Genomic DNA, 15,149 nt, shown 5'->3' on the forward strand with positions numbered 1-15,149 from the left:
CCGGTGGAGCGGATGATGCGGGACGCGAAGATCACCCAGATCTACGAGGGGACCAACCAGGTCCAGCGCATCGTCATGGCCCGCAACCTGCCGTAACAGCGCCTGCGAGGTGCACCGACGGCCGGGCCGAGCACCCGGTCCGGCCGTTCGGGGCCGATGCTATGTTCCGGGAATGAGCGAGAAGGAAGAGCAGGACCTGCCCATGAACGACGGGCCCGCCAAGCCGGCGATGCGCGAGGCGCTCGTCGCCGCGGCCTTCGAGCTCTTCCTGGAACGCGGCTTCGAGCAGACCACCATCGACGACATCGTCTCGCTCGCCGGGGTCGGCCGGCGCTCCTTCTTCCGCTACTTCCCGGCCAAGGAGGACGTGGTCTTCCCGGACCACGAGCGCAGCCTCGCCGAGATGACGGAGTTCCTGGAGTCCGGCACCGGCGAGGAGGACCCGGTCAAGCACGCCTGCGACGCGGCCCGGCTCGTCCTGCGGATGTACGCCGAACAGCCCTCCTTCTCCGTCCAGCGCTACCGCCTCACCCGCAAGGTCCCCGGCCTGCGGGCGTACGAGCTCTCGGTGGTCTGGCGCTACGAGCACACGCTCGCGGCCTACCTGCGCGGCCGGTTCGCCGACCGGCCGGACGGCCCGCTGCGCGCCGACGTGACCGCCGCCGCCGTCGTCGCCGCGCACAACCACGCCCTGCGCACCTGGCTGCGCTCGGGCGGCGAGAGCGACTGGGTGGTCGAGGTCGACGCGGCGATGGCCTTCGTCACCGGCACCTGGAACGACCGGCCGGGCGGCGAGAACGGCTCGGGCGGCTCGGGCGGCTCGGGCGGCTCGGGCGGGGAGTCCGGAGAGCCCGGGGAGTCCGGGGCGGACGATGTGGTGGTGCTGGTCGCCAGCCGCCGGGCGCCGCTGTGGCGGATGGTCCAGGGCATCGAGAGCGCGCTCGGCGACGTCCACCGGCTCTGACCGCCGTCCACCGGCTCCGTCCGCCGACGCCGAACCGCTCCGGCCGACGCCGACCCGCCGCGGAGGGCGTTCCCACCCGAACGGCGCAACTCCGCTCGTCCGGCGCCCGGCTGACGGCCCGCACGCCGTGCGGGCCGCCCGGCCCCGGGCGAGACTCGGTCGCAGGACGGGGGCCGCGCGCCCCGGGAGCGCGAAGGAGCGGCGATGCCGGGGACGCCCCAGCAGCAGGACGGTGGCCCCACCCTGCGCCAGGTGCTGCTCGGCAAGGGCTACCCCGGCCTGCTGCTGGTCGCCGTCCTGATCGGTGCCCCGGTCTCGCTGGTCGCCTTCGGCTTCGTCGGCCTGGAGCACCAACTCCAGCGCTGGGTCTGGGAGAGCCTGCCGGTCGCCGCCGGCTTCGACCGCGCCCCCTGGTGGTGGCCGTTGCCCGCGCTGCTGCTGGCCGGCCTGCTGCTCGCCCCCGTGGTCACCCGGCTGCCCGGGCGCGGCGGCCACGTCCCGGTGGACGGGCTGGGCGGCCCACCCACCCCGCCGGGCGCCGTTCCCGGCGTGGTGCTGGCCGCGCTCGCCTGCCTGCCGCTCGGCGCGGTGCTCGGCCCGGAGGCGCCGCTGATGGCGATCGGCGGCGGCCTCGCACTGCTCGCCGTCCGATCCGCCAGGCGGTCCCAACACCAGGATCTGGTACCGGTGTTGGGCACGGCCGGGGCGGCGGCCGCGATCTCCACCATCTTCGGCAGCCCGCTGGTGGCGGGCGTGATGATGATCGAGGCGGCCGGGCTGGGCGGCCCGCAGCTGACCGCCCTGATCCTGCCCTGCCTGCTGGCCAGCGGGGTCGGTGCGCTGGTCTTCACGGGCTTCGGCCACTGGACCGGGCTGTCGATCGGAGCGCTCTCGCTGCCGCGGGTGCCCGAGAGCGGCGTCCCGGACCCGGGTGACTTCCTCTGGGGTGTCCCGCTGGCGGTGGTGATCGCCGTGGTCTGCGTGGCCGGGCAGGCCCTCGGTCGGCGGGTCAAGGCCTTCACCACGGGTGATCCGGACGGCCCCCGGCCGGTGCCGACCGCTCGTCGGACCGCCGTCCGGACGGTGCTGTGCGCGATCGCCGTCGGAGCCTGCCTCGCGGCGTACGCCCTGCTCACCGGTCGCTCCCCGGAGGAGGCCGCGCTTTCCGGACAGGCCACCCTGGGCGCGCTGGCGGCCGACCCGGCGGCCTGGCCGATCGGCGCGCTGCTCGCCCTGGTGCTGTGCAAGACGGTCGGCTGGGGGATCGCCCTGGGCAGCCTGCGCGGCGGCCCGATCTTCCCGGCGATCCTGATCGGTGCCGCGCTCGGGGCGGCCTGCGCGCCGCTGCCCGGCTTCGGCACCGCGCCCGCGCTGGCCGCCGGACTGGCCGCCTCCGGCGCGGCCGTCACCCGGCTTCCGGTCACCAGCACGGTGCTGGCGGCGGCGCTGCTGGGCGGCCAGGCCGCCGACGCGATGCCGCTGCTGATCGTCGCCGCGGTGACGGCCTTCGTCACCGGCGAGCTGGTCCGGGGACGGTCGAGACGCGTCCGCGCCCTGCCCGGCCGACCTCGGCCGGCCCCGGCCGACTGACCGGCCCGCCCTCGTCCAGCCCTCGTCCGGTCGCCGGTCGCCGGTCGCCGGACGCCGGCGCCCCGACGTCAACGTTCTGCGGCGCGAAAATCCCTTCGGGAGACGGCAGATGAACAACTGCGGATTCCGCGGCACCCGGTCGGCGGTGTGCGCGATAACGGAGGGACCCCGACCGACCGACCGGCGGGGCACCAGGACCAGCAGCCAGGGAACCGAGGAACCACACCCATGCCGATCAGCGACTACGGCGTGCTCGCCGCCACCGCCGTCGACCGGCGCCGCGAGGGCGCCACCGACACCCCGCACTACCAGATCCACCTGCGCGACGCCGGGGGCACCGACTACCGCGCGGCGGTCAACGTCCTCTCCCAGCAGGCCCCCGCCGACCTGCGCTACCTCGCGGTCGAGGACTTCCGGCACCCCGTCACCGACCTCCTCCCGCCGGCCGGCAGCGGCTGGAACCCGCTGGCGTCCCGGCCGGGCACGGCGAGCCTGGACTTCGTCCGGGGGCGCCTGTTCGACCCCGCGGCGATGCACGTCCTGCCGCCCGATCTCCCGGGCCCGGACAACGACCTCGCCGACGTGCTCGACCAGCACGTCCAGCGGGCGATCGCCGACCCGGCGGCCGCGGTGTACGTCTTCGGGCAGCGGTTCGGGCCCGAACCCGGAGTCCCGGACAAGGTGTTCGGCTTCCTGCCCGGCAACGGCGTGCACGACGTGCACATGAACCAGGGCAACAGCGGGCGGTTCCGGACGGACGACGGCGTCTACCAGGACGGTGCGCTGCTCATCCACCTGCCGGCGGAGAGCCGGTGGGCGGCGGTGTTCCTGGCCTTCCAGTCGCAGTCCTGGCACACCGACGACCGCACCGGACACGCCCTGCCCGCGTCGGTCCCGCACCCCACCCGCCCCCGGACCGGGCCCCGTCAGGCGACCGGCCCCCAGCAGTAGCGCCCGCCAGGGCCCGCCGGCGGCCTCAGCCCGCGCTGTGGGACCGGCGGGACTGGGCGAGCAGCCAGGCGTAGACCTCGGGGTCGTCGTACGTCCGCGTCCAGGAGTCGTGGCCGACCCCCGGGTAGCGGGTGAACCGCACCGGACCGCCCACCTCCCGCAGCGCCTCGACCACCCGCTCGGTGTGGGCGACCGGGACGACGTCGTCCTCCCCGCCGTGGAAGGCCCACACCGGGAGGGCGGCGAGCCGCGGCGCAGCCTCCCTCAGCCCGGACCCGCAGATCGGCACGGCGGCGGCGAACCGGCGCGGGTACCGGGCGGCGAGCGCCCACGTGCCGGTGCCGCCCATGCTCAGCCCGGTGACGTACCGCCGGTCCGGGTCGATCCGGTACGTCCGCGCCACCTCCTCGACCAGGGCCGCCAGCGCGCTCACCTCCGCGACCCACGAACTGTGCGCCGGGCACTGCGGGGCCACCACCACGAACGGCAGCTTCGCCCCGGCGGCGATCTGCCGCACCGGCCCGTGCACGGCGAGGGCGTCCAGGTCCTCACCGCGCTCCATGGCGCCGTGCAGGAACAGCAGCAGCGGCCACGGCCCGGGGCCCTCGTCGTACCCGTCCGGCAGCGACAGGGCGTACCCCAGGTCGTTGCCGTCCTCGTCGACGGCGAACCGGTGGTGCTGAACAGGTGCGGACATCGGTCTCCTCCAAAAGCGTCAGGGGTTCCACGGGGCGGACCCGCCACCACCCTTCCGGAGCAGCCTCTCCGATTGATGACGCCGCCGTCACGGTTCACGTCGCAAAGACGCCGGACGCGGCCCGAGCGAGGGCGGCGCGGCGATGCCGAACTCCCTGCGGAGTGCGGAGAGGGCGGCGAGGTAGCCGCTCATGCCGTGGACGCCCGGACCGGGCGGCGTGGACGCGGAGCACAGGTAGACGCCGGGCAGCGGGGTCGCGTACGGGTTCCACCGGAGGGTGGGGCGCATGAGCAGCTGGCCGAGGGTCAGGGCCCCGGCCCCGATGTCCCCGCCGACGTAGTTCGGGTTGTACGCCTCGTACTGGACGCCGTTGGTGCTCCGGGCGGCGACGACCGTCTCGGCGAACCCGGGCGCGTACTTCTCGATCTGTGCCGTGACGGAGCCGGTGGGGTCCGCCGCGTACCCGTTGGGCACGTGCGCGTAGGCCCAGACGGGCCGCTTCCCGGCGCGGACCCGGTCGGGATCGGCGACGCCGGGATCCACCAGCAGCACGAAGGGGTCGCCCGCGTCGACACCGCGGGCGACCCCGGACTCCCGGCGGTAGATCTGCGCCTGCGACCCTCCGAGGTGCACGGTGGCGGCCCTGGCCACGTCGGCGTTGCGCCAAGGGATCGCCTCGGACACCAGGAAGTCGACCTTGGCCGCCGCGGGCCCGTACCGGAACCTGCGGAGCCGTCGCCGGTAGGCGGCGGGCAGCCGCTCGCCCGCCACGGCCGAGAACTCCTTCGGCCCGGTGTCGAACATGACGACGCGCGAACCGCGCACCTGCGCCAGGTCGGTGATGCGCGCACCGGTGTGGAGCTGCCCGCCGTGGCGCCGGATGTCCTCGGCCAGGCCGGCCGCGATCGCCGAGCTCCCGCCGCGCGGCACCGGCCACCCCGAACTGTGCGCCAGGTGGCCGAGGAAGACCGACACGGCTCCGCCGACGAGGCTGGGCAGCCTGCCGACGGCGTGCGCGGCCACCCCGGCGAGGAGGGCGGCCGCCTCGTCGGTCGCGAACCGGCGGGTGGCGAGCGCCGTCCCGTGGACCAGGGACCGCCATGCGAGCATCGCCGGAGTCCGCAGGGAGGTGGGGACGGAGCGGAAGTCGGAGAGGAAGAGCTCCCCGATCTCGGTGCTGCGGCCGATGAGCGGCGCCATCAACCGCCGCCAGCCGGCGCCGTCGCGGCCCAGCGCGTCGCAGGTCCGGTCGAGGTCCTGGTACGCCACGGCGGCTCGCCCGTCCGCCAGCGGATGGGCGTAGGACGCTTCCGGCCGGAGCAGGTCGATGCCGCGGGCCGACAGGTCGAACCGGCGGAGGAACGGCGAGACGGCGGCCATCGGATGGACGGCGGAGCAGATGTCGTGCCGTACGTCGCTGTCGAAGAGGGCGTGGGTGCGCAGACCGCCGCCGATCTCGTCCTGGCTCTCGTAGACGTCCACGTGCAGTCCGGCGCGGGCGAAGGTGACGGCCGCCGCCAGGCCGTTCGGCCCGCTGCCCACGACCGCGACGTCGCTGTTCCGTTCCATGCTCGGCCCGCCTCGTTCGTGCTCGGTCCGCCGCGCGGGATTCCACGGGCGGAGTGGCTGCCGGGAGCAGGCGCTACCGGCGGTCCTCCGCGTCGAACATTCCCTCCAGCTCCTTCAGGACCGACGGCAGGTAGAAGCCGGTCTCGCCCTCCCATTTTCGCTTCCCGACGCTGTACGCCGCGACGGTCCGGCTGACCGAGACGTTCGGGCGCCGCAGCAGGAGCTCCATGTTGTGTTCGACGACGGCATTTCCGGCCGGAAAGGCGGTGGCGAGCACGATCGGCTTCTCGGTGATCTGCAACGCCATGGTGGCGGGGGTGTTGCAGTTTCCCGCGGCGAGCCGCATGGCGAAATCGAGCGTCGCGGGGAAGACGGCGAAGGCGTCGACGCGTGCGCCGATCTCCACGTGAGCGGATTCCGGGAGGGAGGGGTCGGCGTAGTCGTCGGTCCACACGTCGCCGCCCACCAGTCGGCGCAGGGCGTCGAGCGTCACGAAACGCTGTGCGGACCTGGTCACCAGGAGATCGCTCGTGATCCGGGGAAACGACTGGCGCAGCCAGTGCAGCCAGTACGGCGTGAGCGCGGCGTTGATGGATCCGGTCACGATGAACAGGATCCGCTTCTCGCCCAGATCGGGGATCTCCTGATTTCCGCTGTTTCCAGCGGTTCCGAGGTTTCCAGCACTTCCGCTGTTTCCGGTGTTTTCGGGCATCTCGGTATTCCCCCGGTTCACAGGGCGAGTTCGGGCGAGATCATGATGGGCTTGATCCCGTCGGCACCCTCGGTCGGGACGGACGCCACGATCATGAACTGGTAGTCCCCGGACCCGCCGTTCTTCCTGCACGCGTCCCGCACGGCCCCGGCCATCAGGTTGTACCCGTCGCTGTTCAGCATCCACTCGAACATGGCCCCGTTCGAGGCGAGCGTGCGCACCTGCGACGCCATGTCGAACAGCGCCTTCGGAACCCGGCTCCCCGGGTTCCACAGCACGGCGAGCGGCTTCGCCTCGTTCCGCATGGCCAGGTCGGCCCACGTGGTCCAGCCGTCCGCGGGTGTCGCGCGCGTGCGGTAGAAGACGTACAGGTCCTCGATGCCGGGGTTCGGGGCGAAGAAGCGCCACTGCGGCAGGTCGGGGAAGAACGGCAGGCGCATCTTGATCGGCAGCTTGTCGTCGGGCAGGTTCTCGAAGACCGTCAGCACGACGTGCGTCACCAGGGCGGCCTTGACCAGGGACGCGACGGCCCTGCGCCACGCGCTCATGAGTTCTCCAGGATGATCGCCGCCGTCTGCTGCGCCAGGGCGGGCTTGGCGATGATGGACCGGTGGCTGCTCGCCGGGACGACGTGGAAGTCCGCGGCGACCCGCTCGCTGAGCTTGCGCTGCTGCTCGGTGTTGTCGGCGGCCGATATGACGACGCGCCGCAGCGGCCCTGCGGCCACGAAGTCCTGGGAAGGCCCTTGATGTGTCATGGTGTGCGCAATGCGAATCGGTTGCGGATAATTTCGAAGAAATTGACCAATTCCATTGTAGGTGGACATCCCGTGAATTCTGCACAATGCCCCTTTTGTTGTGGAGCCCCGGGTGTTTCTGTATTTGATCATTGATATCGCAGGTCAGGCCTTGATCGGGAGGTGGGGCGGGCGGCGGATTCCGCCGAACAGTCCGTATGGCCGCGAATCACCCCATTTGACTTGACGGCCTCGGAGTCGGGGCCGAGGTCGACCGGAGGGTGTATTTGGGTCGGCTTTGCAGGATTGGGACGCCTTGCTATGATCGGCCCAATGTTCAGAAAAGTGTGAAAATGAACGTTTCGATCATCCGAGAGAAGACGGCTCGTCGATTGAAAAAGAAAACCGGCAAGGCGGCGGACGCACCGCTGCTGCAACTCGTCGACGTCACACACACGTACGGTGACAGCACCGTGCTCGACCGGGTCTCCCTGCGCGTTCACCGTGGTGAGTGCGTCTCCCTGGTCGGGGAGAACGGGTCGGGCAAGAGCACGCTGCTCCGCGTGGCGGCCGGCCGGGAGAGACCCTCCGCAGGGTCGGTCGTCTTCGACGGGGAAGAGATCCACGAGGATTCCCTGGACGTGCGCAAGCGGGTCGCGTCGGTGATGGACCCCGGTGCGTTCTATCCGGACCTCACCGTGCGGGAGCACCTGCGGCTCGTGGCGTTGTCGCACGGCATGGGTGCCGGAGCCGATGCCGCGGTCGACGGGGCACTGGAGTCGCACCGCCTCACGGCGCAGTCCGAACAGTTCCCCTCGGCCCTGTCCTCCGGGCAGACCCAGGCGCTGCTCCTCGCCGCCGCCTTCATCCGGCCGCACGACCTCCTCATCCTCGACGAGCCCGAACAGCGGCTCGACTCCCACGCCCGGACCGCCCTCGCCCGCCTGATCGCGGAGCACCGCGACCGCGGAACGGCCGTCCTCATGGCCACCCACCACCGGGCCCTGAACGAGGTCGCGGACCAGATCGTCGAAGTCGGCTCGCGTGCGGGGCACTCGGGCCCGTTCGGGGCGGTGCAGGGGGAAGGATGAGCGGCTTGAGCGACAGCGTGGCACCCGCGACCGGGGCGAGGACGCGGGTGCCCGACAGGTCGGGGGACTGCACCGCGGACACCCTGCTGTTCCTGCGCGAAGCCCGGAGCGGTACGCGCCAGGAGAAGCGCAGGAGCGCGTGGTTCATCGCCTACACCGTCCTCCTGGTGGGCGGCTGCTGGGGCGTCCCCGCCCTGCTCCAGTGGACGAGTTCGACCAGGGCGGCCGACCGGCCACCCGTGCAGATCGGGGAACAGGCGTCCGCGACGCTCCTGGCGCTGATCCCGACGGTGCTGGTCCTCGCGCTGCTGCTCACCGCCCGGGGAGCGATGTGGCGGGGCCCGGTCCTGCTGGACCGGGCCACGACCGGCTTCCTGCTGCCCTCGGCCGTCGACCGGCGAGCCCTGCTCGCACCGGGGCTGCGGTCCTCGGTGGCGCTGGCCTGCGTGGTGAGCGGAGTCGCCGGCGCGGTCGCGGGCTTCCTGCTGCAGGGACTGGCCCCGCAGTCGTGGATCCTGCTGACCCTCGCGGGCTCCTGGACGGGCGTCTCGGTGGCGCTCACCACGAGCGCGGTCGGCGTCCTGGTCGAGCGGAACGACCAGTGGATGTCCCGGTACGGCCGCAGGGTCTTCGCCGCGGGGTGGCTCCTCGCCGCGGCCGCCGCCGCCGGCGTGTGGACGGCATGGAGGCAGGGGCGGCCGGGCTGGCCGCAGGACCTCCTGCTCTGGTCCGGTCCGTGGGGGTGGGCGTCCCAACCGCTCCTGTGGGCGCTCGGCCTCGTGGGTACGGCGGGCGCCGTCGGCACGGTGCTGTCGGTCGGCACCCCGGCTGTCGCCCTCGTCCTCGCCTGGCGGGAACTGCCCGCGATCCCGCAGGCCGCCCTCAGGCTGCGCGCGACGGTCGCCGCCCAGATCAGCACGTCCGTCCTCATGCTCGACCTCCGCCAGGCCCGCTCCGGAGTGCCGCGGCTCAAGGCGCGGCGCAGCACCCCCCGGCTCCGCCTCCCCATGCCGCGGCACCGGCTGCTGCTGGTCCCGTGGCGCGACCTCACCTGCCTGCTGCGCAACCCCCGCCGCCTGGGGTGGGCCGTCGCCTGGAGCGGGACCGCCGTCGCACTGACCGCGGCCGACCCCTCCTTCACCTCGACCGCGCAGCAGATCGTCGTCGTACTGTCCCTGGTCGCCGAATACCTGGCGGCCGCTCAACTCACCGAGCCGGCCCGCCTGGAGAGCGACGACCCGCGACGCTCCACCAACCTGCCCTGGACGTTCACGTCGCTCGCCCTCCAGCACTCGGCGGTGCCCGGCGGCCTCCTCCTCGCGCTCACCGGAGCCGGCGCACTGGCGTGCGCGCTCGGTGGCCGGGACACCGCAGGACTCCTCCCGCTCCTCGTCTCCGTACCCGCACTCACCGCGGCCGCGCTGGTCAGCTCCTACCGGGGCGTCGTGCCCATGCACCTGACGATCGGTGTCAACACCCCCATGGGCAACACCGGCCCCGGCCAGGTGGCGGTCTGGTACCTGCGCGGCCCCCTGGCGGTCGGCACCCTCCTGTTCCCGCTCGCCCGCTCCGCAGCCCAGGGCCACCCGTACACCGCGGCACAACTCGCCTGGACCCTGGCCGTCACCGCAGCCGCCCTCTGGTGGGTCCGGCGCACCGCCCACCGCCTCCACACCCGATAACCTCGACCCCGCACCAAGGGCCGGCCGACCCGCCATCACATCGGATCGACCGGCCCCACAAGGTCGGCCGCCCCCCGTCGCACCCGACGCCACGACGCCGCGACGCCCCGACGGAGATCCCCACCACCACCCGACACCACCCGCCGGGCCGCCGGCCCCGCGGTTGGTCACACGACGGCCGGGAAAAGCAAAAGACCCCTGAATCAACAGGGGTCTTGCTGGTGTCCGAGGGGGGACTTGAACCCCCACGCCCGATAAAGGGCACTAGCACCTCAAGCTAGCGCGTCTGCCATTCCGCCACCCGGACCGGGTGTTGTCTTTGCGGCTTCCGTTCTCTCGTCGGCCGCGCTGACAGATGTAACTGTAGCAAAGATCGGCTTGGGGTCCCAAAACGGTTCGGGGCCGGGGTGCGGGGGTGGTGGCGGGGGCAAGGGGGAGTGTGTGGCGGGGGCGTGACCAGGGGGTTTCGGGGGCGCGCAGGGGGTGGATCCGGGTCGGGGGCTGGGGGAGGATGGGCGTACGTGCTCGTACGGCCCGGGTGCAGGTCCTGGGGGTGGCGCGCTGGTGCGTCGGTGCGGGCCAAAGACGAGGAGTGACCGTGAGCGAGCGGAGCGAGTCGGCGGGGCCGAGGGCGACGGCTGAGTCGGAGGTCGCCGGGATCTGTCGCGATCTGATCCGGATCGACACCAGCAACTACGGGGACGGCTCCGGCCCGGGGGAGCGCAAGGCGGCGGAGTACGTCGCCGAGCAGCTCGCGGAGTTCGGGGTGGAGCCGCAGATCTTCGAGTCGGCCAAGGGGCGGGCCTCGACGGTGGTGCGGATCGAGGGCGAGGACCGCTCCCGCCCGGGCCTGCTGATCCACGGCCACACCGACGTGGTGCCGGCCAACGCCGCGGACTGGACGTACGACCCGTTCGGGGGCGAGATCGCGGACGGCTGCGTGTGGGGGCGCGGCGCGGTCGACATGAAGGACATGGACGCGATGACCCTCGCGGTGGTCCGCGACCGGCTGCGCACCGGCCGCAAGCCCCCGCGCGACCTGGTGCTGGCGTTCGTCGCGGACGAGGAGGCCGGTGGCACGTACGGGGCTCGGTTCCTGGTGGACAAGCACCCGGAGCTGTTCGAGGGCGTGACCGAGGGCATCGGCGAGGTCGGCGGCTTCTCCTTCACGGTCAACGACCAGGTGCGGCTGTACCTGGTGGAGACGGCCGAGAAGGGCATGCACTGGATGCGCCTGACGGTCGAGGGCCGCGCCGGGCACGGTTCGATGGAGAACGACGACAACGCGATCACCGAGCTGTGCGAGGCGGTCGCCCGGCTCGGCCGGCACAAGTTCCCGCTGCGGATCACCAAGACCGTACGGGCGTTCCTGAACGAGCTGTCGGACGCGCTCGGGGTCGAGCTCGACCCGGAGAACATGGACGAGACCCTGCGGGTGCTCGGCGGCATCGCCAAGATGATCGGCACCACGCTGCGCAACACCGCCCAGCCGACCATGCTCGGCGCCGGCTACAAGGTGAACGTGATCCCCGGCCAGGCCACCGCGCACGTGGACGGGCGCTTCCTTCCCGGCTACGAGGAGGAGTTCCTGGCGGAGCTGGACAGCGTGCTGGGTCCGCGCGTGAAGCGGGAGAGCCTGCACTCGGACAAGGCGGTCGAGACCACCTTCGACGGCGCGCTGGTCGAGGCGATGCAGACGGCGCTGCGGGCGGAGGACCCGATCGCCCGCGCGGTGCCGTACTGCCTGTCGGGCGGGACGGACGCCAAGTCGTTCCAGGACCTCGGGATCCGCTGCTTCGGCTTCGCGCCGCTGCAGCTGCCGCCGGAGCTGGACTTCGCCGGGATGTTCCACGGCGTGGACGAGCGGGTGCCGGTGGACGGGCTGAAGTTCGGCGTCCGGGTGCTGGACCGGTTCCTCGACGCCTGCTGAGCACCTTGGGTGGACGGCCCGTTCCCGGAGTGCCGGGGGCGGGCCGTCCGCATTGTCCGAGCTAATGATTTGGGACAGGGCAAAGGAGATCAACAGAAACGATCCTGCAAGGAAATGCGGATCGACCGTATGTGCGGACTGTCACCGTTGCGAGTGAATGGCAAATCTGTTCCGTACCCCGTTTGCCACACCCTCGTTCATCCCTGTGCAACCCGCCGAACGGGTTGCGTTGTCCATACAGGAGGAATGATGAAGGTCAAGAAGATCGCCGCTGTTGCCGCCGCCACCGGTGGCCTGGTGATCGCCGCCGCCGGTGTCGCGTCCGCTCACGGCGGTGCCGGCGCGGAGGGTGTGGCCGCCGGCTCCCCGGGTGTCGTCGCCGGCAACCAGGTGCAGATCCCGGTGCACGTCCCGGTCAACCTGTGCGGCAACACCGTCAGCGTGATCGGTGTGCTGAACCCGGCGTTCGGCAACCACTGCGCCAACTTCTGAGTCACGCTCCGAGCTGCTGAGGCTCGTTGAGCCGACTCATTCGGCCCCCGGGCGGCGGACGCGCCGCCCGGGGGCCGCTTGCATGCGGAGCGCGGGGAGCTGGCTGCGGGGAGCTGGGTGTGGAGAGGTAAACAAGGGGGCAATCGCTCGATCGGGTGAAGTTGGTTCGTTCGGCTCAACTTCCCCGCCGTTCTCTCGTTAACTCCTGTGCAGTCGAAGACCTTTCCGGATATCCGCATATGCGGAAATTCCGACTTTCGGACGGTATTTACGTCAAGGTCGTCACGTCGTTCTCGATACGTCAGGGGAAAAGATGAGGAATGTAGCCAAGAAGGGGATCCTCACGGTCGTGGCCACCGGCAGTGTCCTGGCCTCGACCGCCGGCTACGCCTACGCGGGCGCCGAGGCCCAGGGAGGTGCCGCCGGATCGGCGGGTGTCGCCTCCGGGAACTCGGTGCAGGTGCCGGTCGAGGTGCCGATCAACGCCTGCGGCAACACCGTCGACGTGATCGGCGTGCTGAACCCGTCCTACGGGAACCACTGCGCCAACGTCAGCGGCCACCCCGAGGCCGCCAAGCCGGGCGGATCCCACGCGGGCTCCGGCTCCCATACCGGTTCCGGCTCCCACACCGGCCCGGGGGCCAACGGCGGCTCCGGCCAGGGATCCTCCGCCTCGGGCACGTCCGCCTCCGGCGTCGCCGCCAACTCGCCCGGCGTGGTCTCCGGCAACAGCATCCAGGCCCCCGTGCACGTCCCGGTCAACGCCTGCGGCAACTCCGTCGACGTGGTCGGTGTCGGGAACCCGGCCTTCGGCAACGACTGCGCCAACACCGCGCAGCCCGCCCCGACCCCGAAGCCGGCGGACGACTGCCCCGAGAAGCACAGCCCGTCCGTCCCGCCGCAGGCCGGCGGGGAGACTCCGGGCTACCCGCGCAACGGCGGCCCGTCCACCACCCCCGAGGCCGGCGCACACTCGGCCCCCGCCGTCGCCCCGGCCGCGAGCGGCCAGGTCGCCCAGGTCGCGGCCCGCACCGCAGCCCCGGCCGTCGCCTCCGCGCCGAGCGGCGCCGCCGGCAGCCAGCTGGCCTCCACCGGCGCCGGTGACGTCGAACTGCTCGGCGCCGCCGGCCTCGCCCTGCTGCTCGGTGGCGGCGTGCTCTACCGCCGCGCCCGCGCCGGCGCCCGCTGAGCCACCGGCAGGCCACACTCCGGCAGCGCCGCACCCCCCGCGGCGCTGCCGGAGCACGACGCCGGAGTGTGACGCGCCCGCGGCCGCCTGGAGGTACGGGCGGTCGCGGGCGAGCGGAGGCCCGGCGTGAAAGCCCGCATCAAGGCCTGACGTGACGTGAAGCCCCGGCCCGAAAGCCTTGCGTGAGATCGCCACCGCGACGGCGTTCCCGGGCCCGAAGTTCCCCGATCCGGAGCCCCCGACCCGGCCGCCGCCCGTCTGGATCTTCCCCGCCCAGGCGCCCCGCCCGTCCATCCCCCCCGGCGGCGGGTGGGCTCAGGCATGCTCGCCCGTCACCAGCTCCGGACCTGCCGGATGATCCGCCGCTTCAGCCGGACCGTCCGGCTCCCGTCGGGGAACAGCCTCAGCCGGTCGAGCTCCCAGTGCCCGTACTCGGCGTGCTCGGTGAGCAGTTGGCGTGCCGCATTGCGCGTGGTGCCGCGCGGCATGCGCAGCGACTGGTACTCGTACTCCGGTTGCCGGACCGGCTTCGGTGGGGTCAAAACGCTCCTCCTGAGGATCACCTGCACGCAAGCCTACGACCTGCCTCGGACAGTCGGCCCGGGTATTTCCGGACGTCCTCCCGGCCGTCCGTCCGACCCGGCGGGACGCCCCGGACCGGCCGGGGCTCGCCGGCCCGTCTGACAGTGCATCAGTTTCGTTGTTCCTCCGGACGGGATACCCCGATCCCGGCGCGCGAAGCGGCACCCGATCGGCCCCGCGCGGCCCGGTCGCACGCCCTTCGCGCCGGGCATGCGCGGGGACAGAACCACGCGGATCGGACATCAGGGGGGAAGTTGCGGTGAAATCGCGGGTGTAGGTGACAACCGCTGTGCGTAGCGACACCGCGGGGAGATAGCGTCTGCACCATGTCTGATGCCGCGCAGCCAACCATTGCCGAGGTACGCGCCGCCGCCGAGGCGGTCAAGGCCGCCATCGACCGTCATCTGGAAGCGGTGTCGAGCCCCAGCGCAGCGGATGATCCCGCTGTGACCGCCGCCTACGAGCAGCTCGCGACGGCGGCCATCGCCTACGACCAGATCCTCTACGAGGTCTACGACGAGGTCACCCCCTTCGAGATCCCCGGGGACGAGGGTCCCGGCGGCTACCACGGCCCCGAACAGCCGGAGGCGATCAGCGTGCTGATCCGCCGCGACTACCACGTCGCCGACCCCAAGCGGCTGCGCGCCCAGGCCGAGCGGCTCGACGAGTCGCTGACCCCCGGCGGGGGCGGCACCAGCGGGGTGAACGCCGCGATCGGTGTGCTGTTCGGCGAGTACGAGCCGGACGAGATCGCCGCCCGCAGCGAGGAGTTCGGCCTGGAGGAGGCGGACTCGACGCTCTGGGTCGCGGCGGCGGAGCCGACCGAGCCGGGGGAGTGGCTGCCGGAACCCTTCGAGCACGCCGACCCGCAGATGCTGATCTGCCGGTTCGACGTGAGCGAGGTCTACGACGACGAGGACCCCGACGACTGAACCGTTCGTCGCGCAGACACCCGGAGGGCGGG

The 15,149-nt window shown here is 72.4% G+C and carries 16 protein-coding genes and 1 tRNA gene; 10 read left to right on the forward strand and 7 right to left on the reverse strand.

All coding sequences use genetic code 11. From position 1 onward, the window contains the following. From ACIQVZ_RS08040 to ACIQVZ_RS08055, 4 genes are all read left to right on the forward strand, one after another. A partial coding sequence (locus ACIQVZ_RS08040) for an acyl-CoA dehydrogenase family protein (RefSeq protein ID WP_157849844.1) occupies window positions 1-96 on the forward strand: 96 nt, incomplete at its 5' end. 76 nt (window positions 97-172) lie between these two features. Further along, entirely contained in the window at window positions 173-964 is a 792-nt protein-coding gene (locus ACIQVZ_RS08045; protein ID WP_402448088.1) for a TetR family transcriptional regulator, read from the forward strand. A gap of 204 nt (window positions 965-1,168) precedes the next feature. Beyond that, on the forward strand, window positions 1,169-2,554 hold the full coding sequence (locus tag ACIQVZ_RS08050) for a chloride channel protein (RefSeq protein ID WP_402448090.1): 1,386 nt from the start codon (window positions 1,169-1,171) through the stop codon (window positions 2,552-2,554). A 228-nt stretch (window positions 2,555-2,782) separates the two neighbouring features. After that, a complete protein-coding gene (locus ACIQVZ_RS08055) occupies window positions 2,783-3,505 on the forward strand; it encodes a DUF2278 family protein (RefSeq protein ID WP_402448092.1) in 723 nt (240 codons plus the stop codon). Between the two features lie 25 nt (window positions 3,506-3,530). On the opposite strand, the gene ACIQVZ_RS08060 is transcribed toward ACIQVZ_RS08055, so the two are convergent. From ACIQVZ_RS08060 to ACIQVZ_RS08080, 5 genes are all read right to left on the reverse strand, one after another. After that, window positions 3,531-4,202 (reverse strand): prolyl oligopeptidase family serine peptidase, encoded by a 672-nt coding sequence (locus ACIQVZ_RS08060; RefSeq protein ID WP_350878038.1) that lies wholly within the window; start codon window positions 4,200-4,202, stop codon window positions 3,531-3,533. Between the two features lie 87 nt (window positions 4,203-4,289). Then, window positions 4,290-5,771: a phytoene desaturase family protein gene (locus ACIQVZ_RS08065; protein ID WP_402448094.1), complete on the reverse strand. Its 1,482-nt coding sequence runs from the start codon at window positions 5,769-5,771 to the stop codon at window positions 4,290-4,292. A 73-nt stretch (window positions 5,772-5,844) separates the two neighbouring features. After that, a complete protein-coding gene (locus ACIQVZ_RS08070) occupies window positions 5,845-6,483 on the reverse strand; it encodes a flavoprotein (protein WP_402448096.1) in 639 nt (212 codons plus the stop codon). A gap of 17 nt (window positions 6,484-6,500) precedes the next feature. Continuing rightward, entirely contained in the window at window positions 6,501-7,031 is a 531-nt protein-coding gene (locus ACIQVZ_RS08075) for a hypothetical protein (RefSeq protein WP_402448098.1), read from the reverse strand. Continuing rightward, complete coding sequence (locus tag ACIQVZ_RS08080) at window positions 7,028-7,240, reverse strand: hypothetical protein (RefSeq protein ID WP_402448100.1); 213 nt, start codon at window positions 7,238-7,240, stop codon at window positions 7,028-7,030. The genes ACIQVZ_RS08075 and ACIQVZ_RS08080 overlap by 4 nt, the downstream gene beginning before the upstream one ends. 371 nt (window positions 7,241-7,611) lie before the next feature. On the opposite strand from ACIQVZ_RS08080, the gene ACIQVZ_RS08085 reads away from it, so the two are divergent. Continuing rightward, window positions 7,612-8,310, forward strand: a complete 699-nt coding sequence (locus ACIQVZ_RS08085; protein WP_350878030.1) for an ATP-binding cassette domain-containing protein — start codon at window positions 7,612-7,614, stop codon at window positions 8,308-8,310. A gap of 5 nt (window positions 8,311-8,315) precedes the next feature. Beyond that, window positions 8,316-9,992: a DUF6297 family protein gene (locus ACIQVZ_RS08090; protein ID WP_402448101.1), complete on the forward strand. Its 1,677-nt coding sequence runs from the start codon at window positions 8,316-8,318 to the stop codon at window positions 9,990-9,992. A gap of 219 nt (window positions 9,993-10,211) precedes the next feature. Here the strand turns inward: ACIQVZ_RS08090 and ACIQVZ_RS08095 are convergent. Further along, a tRNA-Leu gene (locus ACIQVZ_RS08095) sits at window positions 10,212-10,299 on the reverse strand. 291 nt (window positions 10,300-10,590) lie between these two features. Here ACIQVZ_RS08095 and ACIQVZ_RS08100 point away from each other — a divergent pair. The 3 genes from ACIQVZ_RS08100 (at window position 10,591) to ACIQVZ_RS08110 (ending at window position 13,603) form a co-directional block, all read left to right on the forward strand. Further along, the gene (locus tag ACIQVZ_RS08100) at window positions 10,591-11,922 is read left to right on the forward strand and encodes a M20/M25/M40 family metallo-hydrolase (RefSeq protein ID WP_350878021.1); all 1,332 of its coding nucleotides are present in this window, start codon (window positions 10,591-10,593) and stop codon (window positions 11,920-11,922) included. Window positions 11,923-12,171: 249 nt separating this feature from the next. Next, window positions 12,172-12,414 carry a chaplin gene (locus tag ACIQVZ_RS08105; RefSeq protein WP_402448402.1) on the forward strand — a complete coding sequence of 81 codons (243 nt, stop codon included), beginning with the start codon at window positions 12,172-12,174 and terminating at the stop codon, window positions 12,412-12,414. Between the two features lie 313 nt (window positions 12,415-12,727). Then, the gene (locus tag ACIQVZ_RS08110; protein ID WP_402448104.1) at window positions 12,728-13,603 is read left to right on the forward strand and encodes a chaplin; all 876 of its coding nucleotides are present in this window, start codon (window positions 12,728-12,730) and stop codon (window positions 13,601-13,603) included. Between the two features lie 332 nt (window positions 13,604-13,935). Here ACIQVZ_RS08110 and ACIQVZ_RS08115 read toward each other — a convergent pair whose 3' ends face one another. Continuing rightward, window positions 13,936-14,145 (reverse strand): DUF5703 family protein, encoded by a 210-nt coding sequence (locus ACIQVZ_RS08115; protein WP_033350848.1) that lies wholly within the window; start codon window positions 14,143-14,145, stop codon window positions 13,936-13,938. A gap of 366 nt (window positions 14,146-14,511) precedes the next feature. Between ACIQVZ_RS08115 and ACIQVZ_RS08120 the strand changes: the two genes are divergently transcribed. Then, window positions 14,512-15,117 carry a hypothetical protein gene (locus ACIQVZ_RS08120; protein ID WP_350878018.1) on the forward strand — a complete coding sequence of 202 codons (606 nt, stop codon included), beginning with the start codon at window positions 14,512-14,514 and terminating at the stop codon, window positions 15,115-15,117. Window positions 15,118-15,149 lie beyond the last annotated feature (32 nt).

Source organism: Kitasatospora sp. NPDC098663, from assembly GCF_044760075.1.
Taxonomy (GTDB): Bacteria; Actinomycetota; Actinomycetes; order Streptomycetales; family Streptomycetaceae; genus Kitasatospora.

Coding starts and splice junctions, on each gene's coding strand:
- ACIQVZ_RS08055 (WP_402448092.1), top strand. CDS start 2,783: ATGCCGATCAGCGACTACGGCGTGCTCGCCGCCACCGCCGTCGACCGG.
- ACIQVZ_RS08110 (WP_402448104.1), top strand. CDS start 12,728: ATGAGGAATGTAGCCAAGAAGGGGATCCTCACGGTCGTGGCCACCGGC.
- ACIQVZ_RS08080 (WP_402448100.1), bottom strand. CDS start 7,240: ATGACACATCAAGGGCCTTCCCAGGACTTCGTGGCCGCAGGGCCGCTG.
- ACIQVZ_RS08045 (WP_402448088.1), top strand. CDS start 173: ATGAGCGAGAAGGAAGAGCAGGACCTGCCCATGAACGACGGGCCCGCC.
- ACIQVZ_RS08105 (WP_402448402.1), top strand. CDS start 12,172: ATGAAGGTCAAGAAGATCGCCGCTGTTGCCGCCGCCACCGGTGGCCTG.
- ACIQVZ_RS08050 (WP_402448090.1), top strand. CDS start 1,169: ATGCCGGGGACGCCCCAGCAGCAGGACGGTGGCCCCACCCTGCGCCAG.
- ACIQVZ_RS08060 (WP_350878038.1), bottom strand. CDS start 4,202: ATGTCCGCACCTGTTCAGCACCACCGGTTCGCCGTCGACGAGGACGGC.
- ACIQVZ_RS08070 (WP_402448096.1), bottom strand. CDS start 6,483: ATGCCCGAAAACACCGGAAACAGCGGAAGTGCTGGAAACCTCGGAACC.
- ACIQVZ_RS08075 (WP_402448098.1), bottom strand. CDS start 7,031: ATGAGCGCGTGGCGCAGGGCCGTCGCGTCCCTGGTCAAGGCCGCCCTG.
- ACIQVZ_RS08120 (WP_350878018.1), top strand. CDS start 14,512: ATGTCTGATGCCGCGCAGCCAACCATTGCCGAGGTACGCGCCGCCGCC.
- ACIQVZ_RS08065 (WP_402448094.1), bottom strand. CDS start 5,771: ATGGAACGGAACAGCGACGTCGCGGTCGTGGGCAGCGGGCCGAACGGC.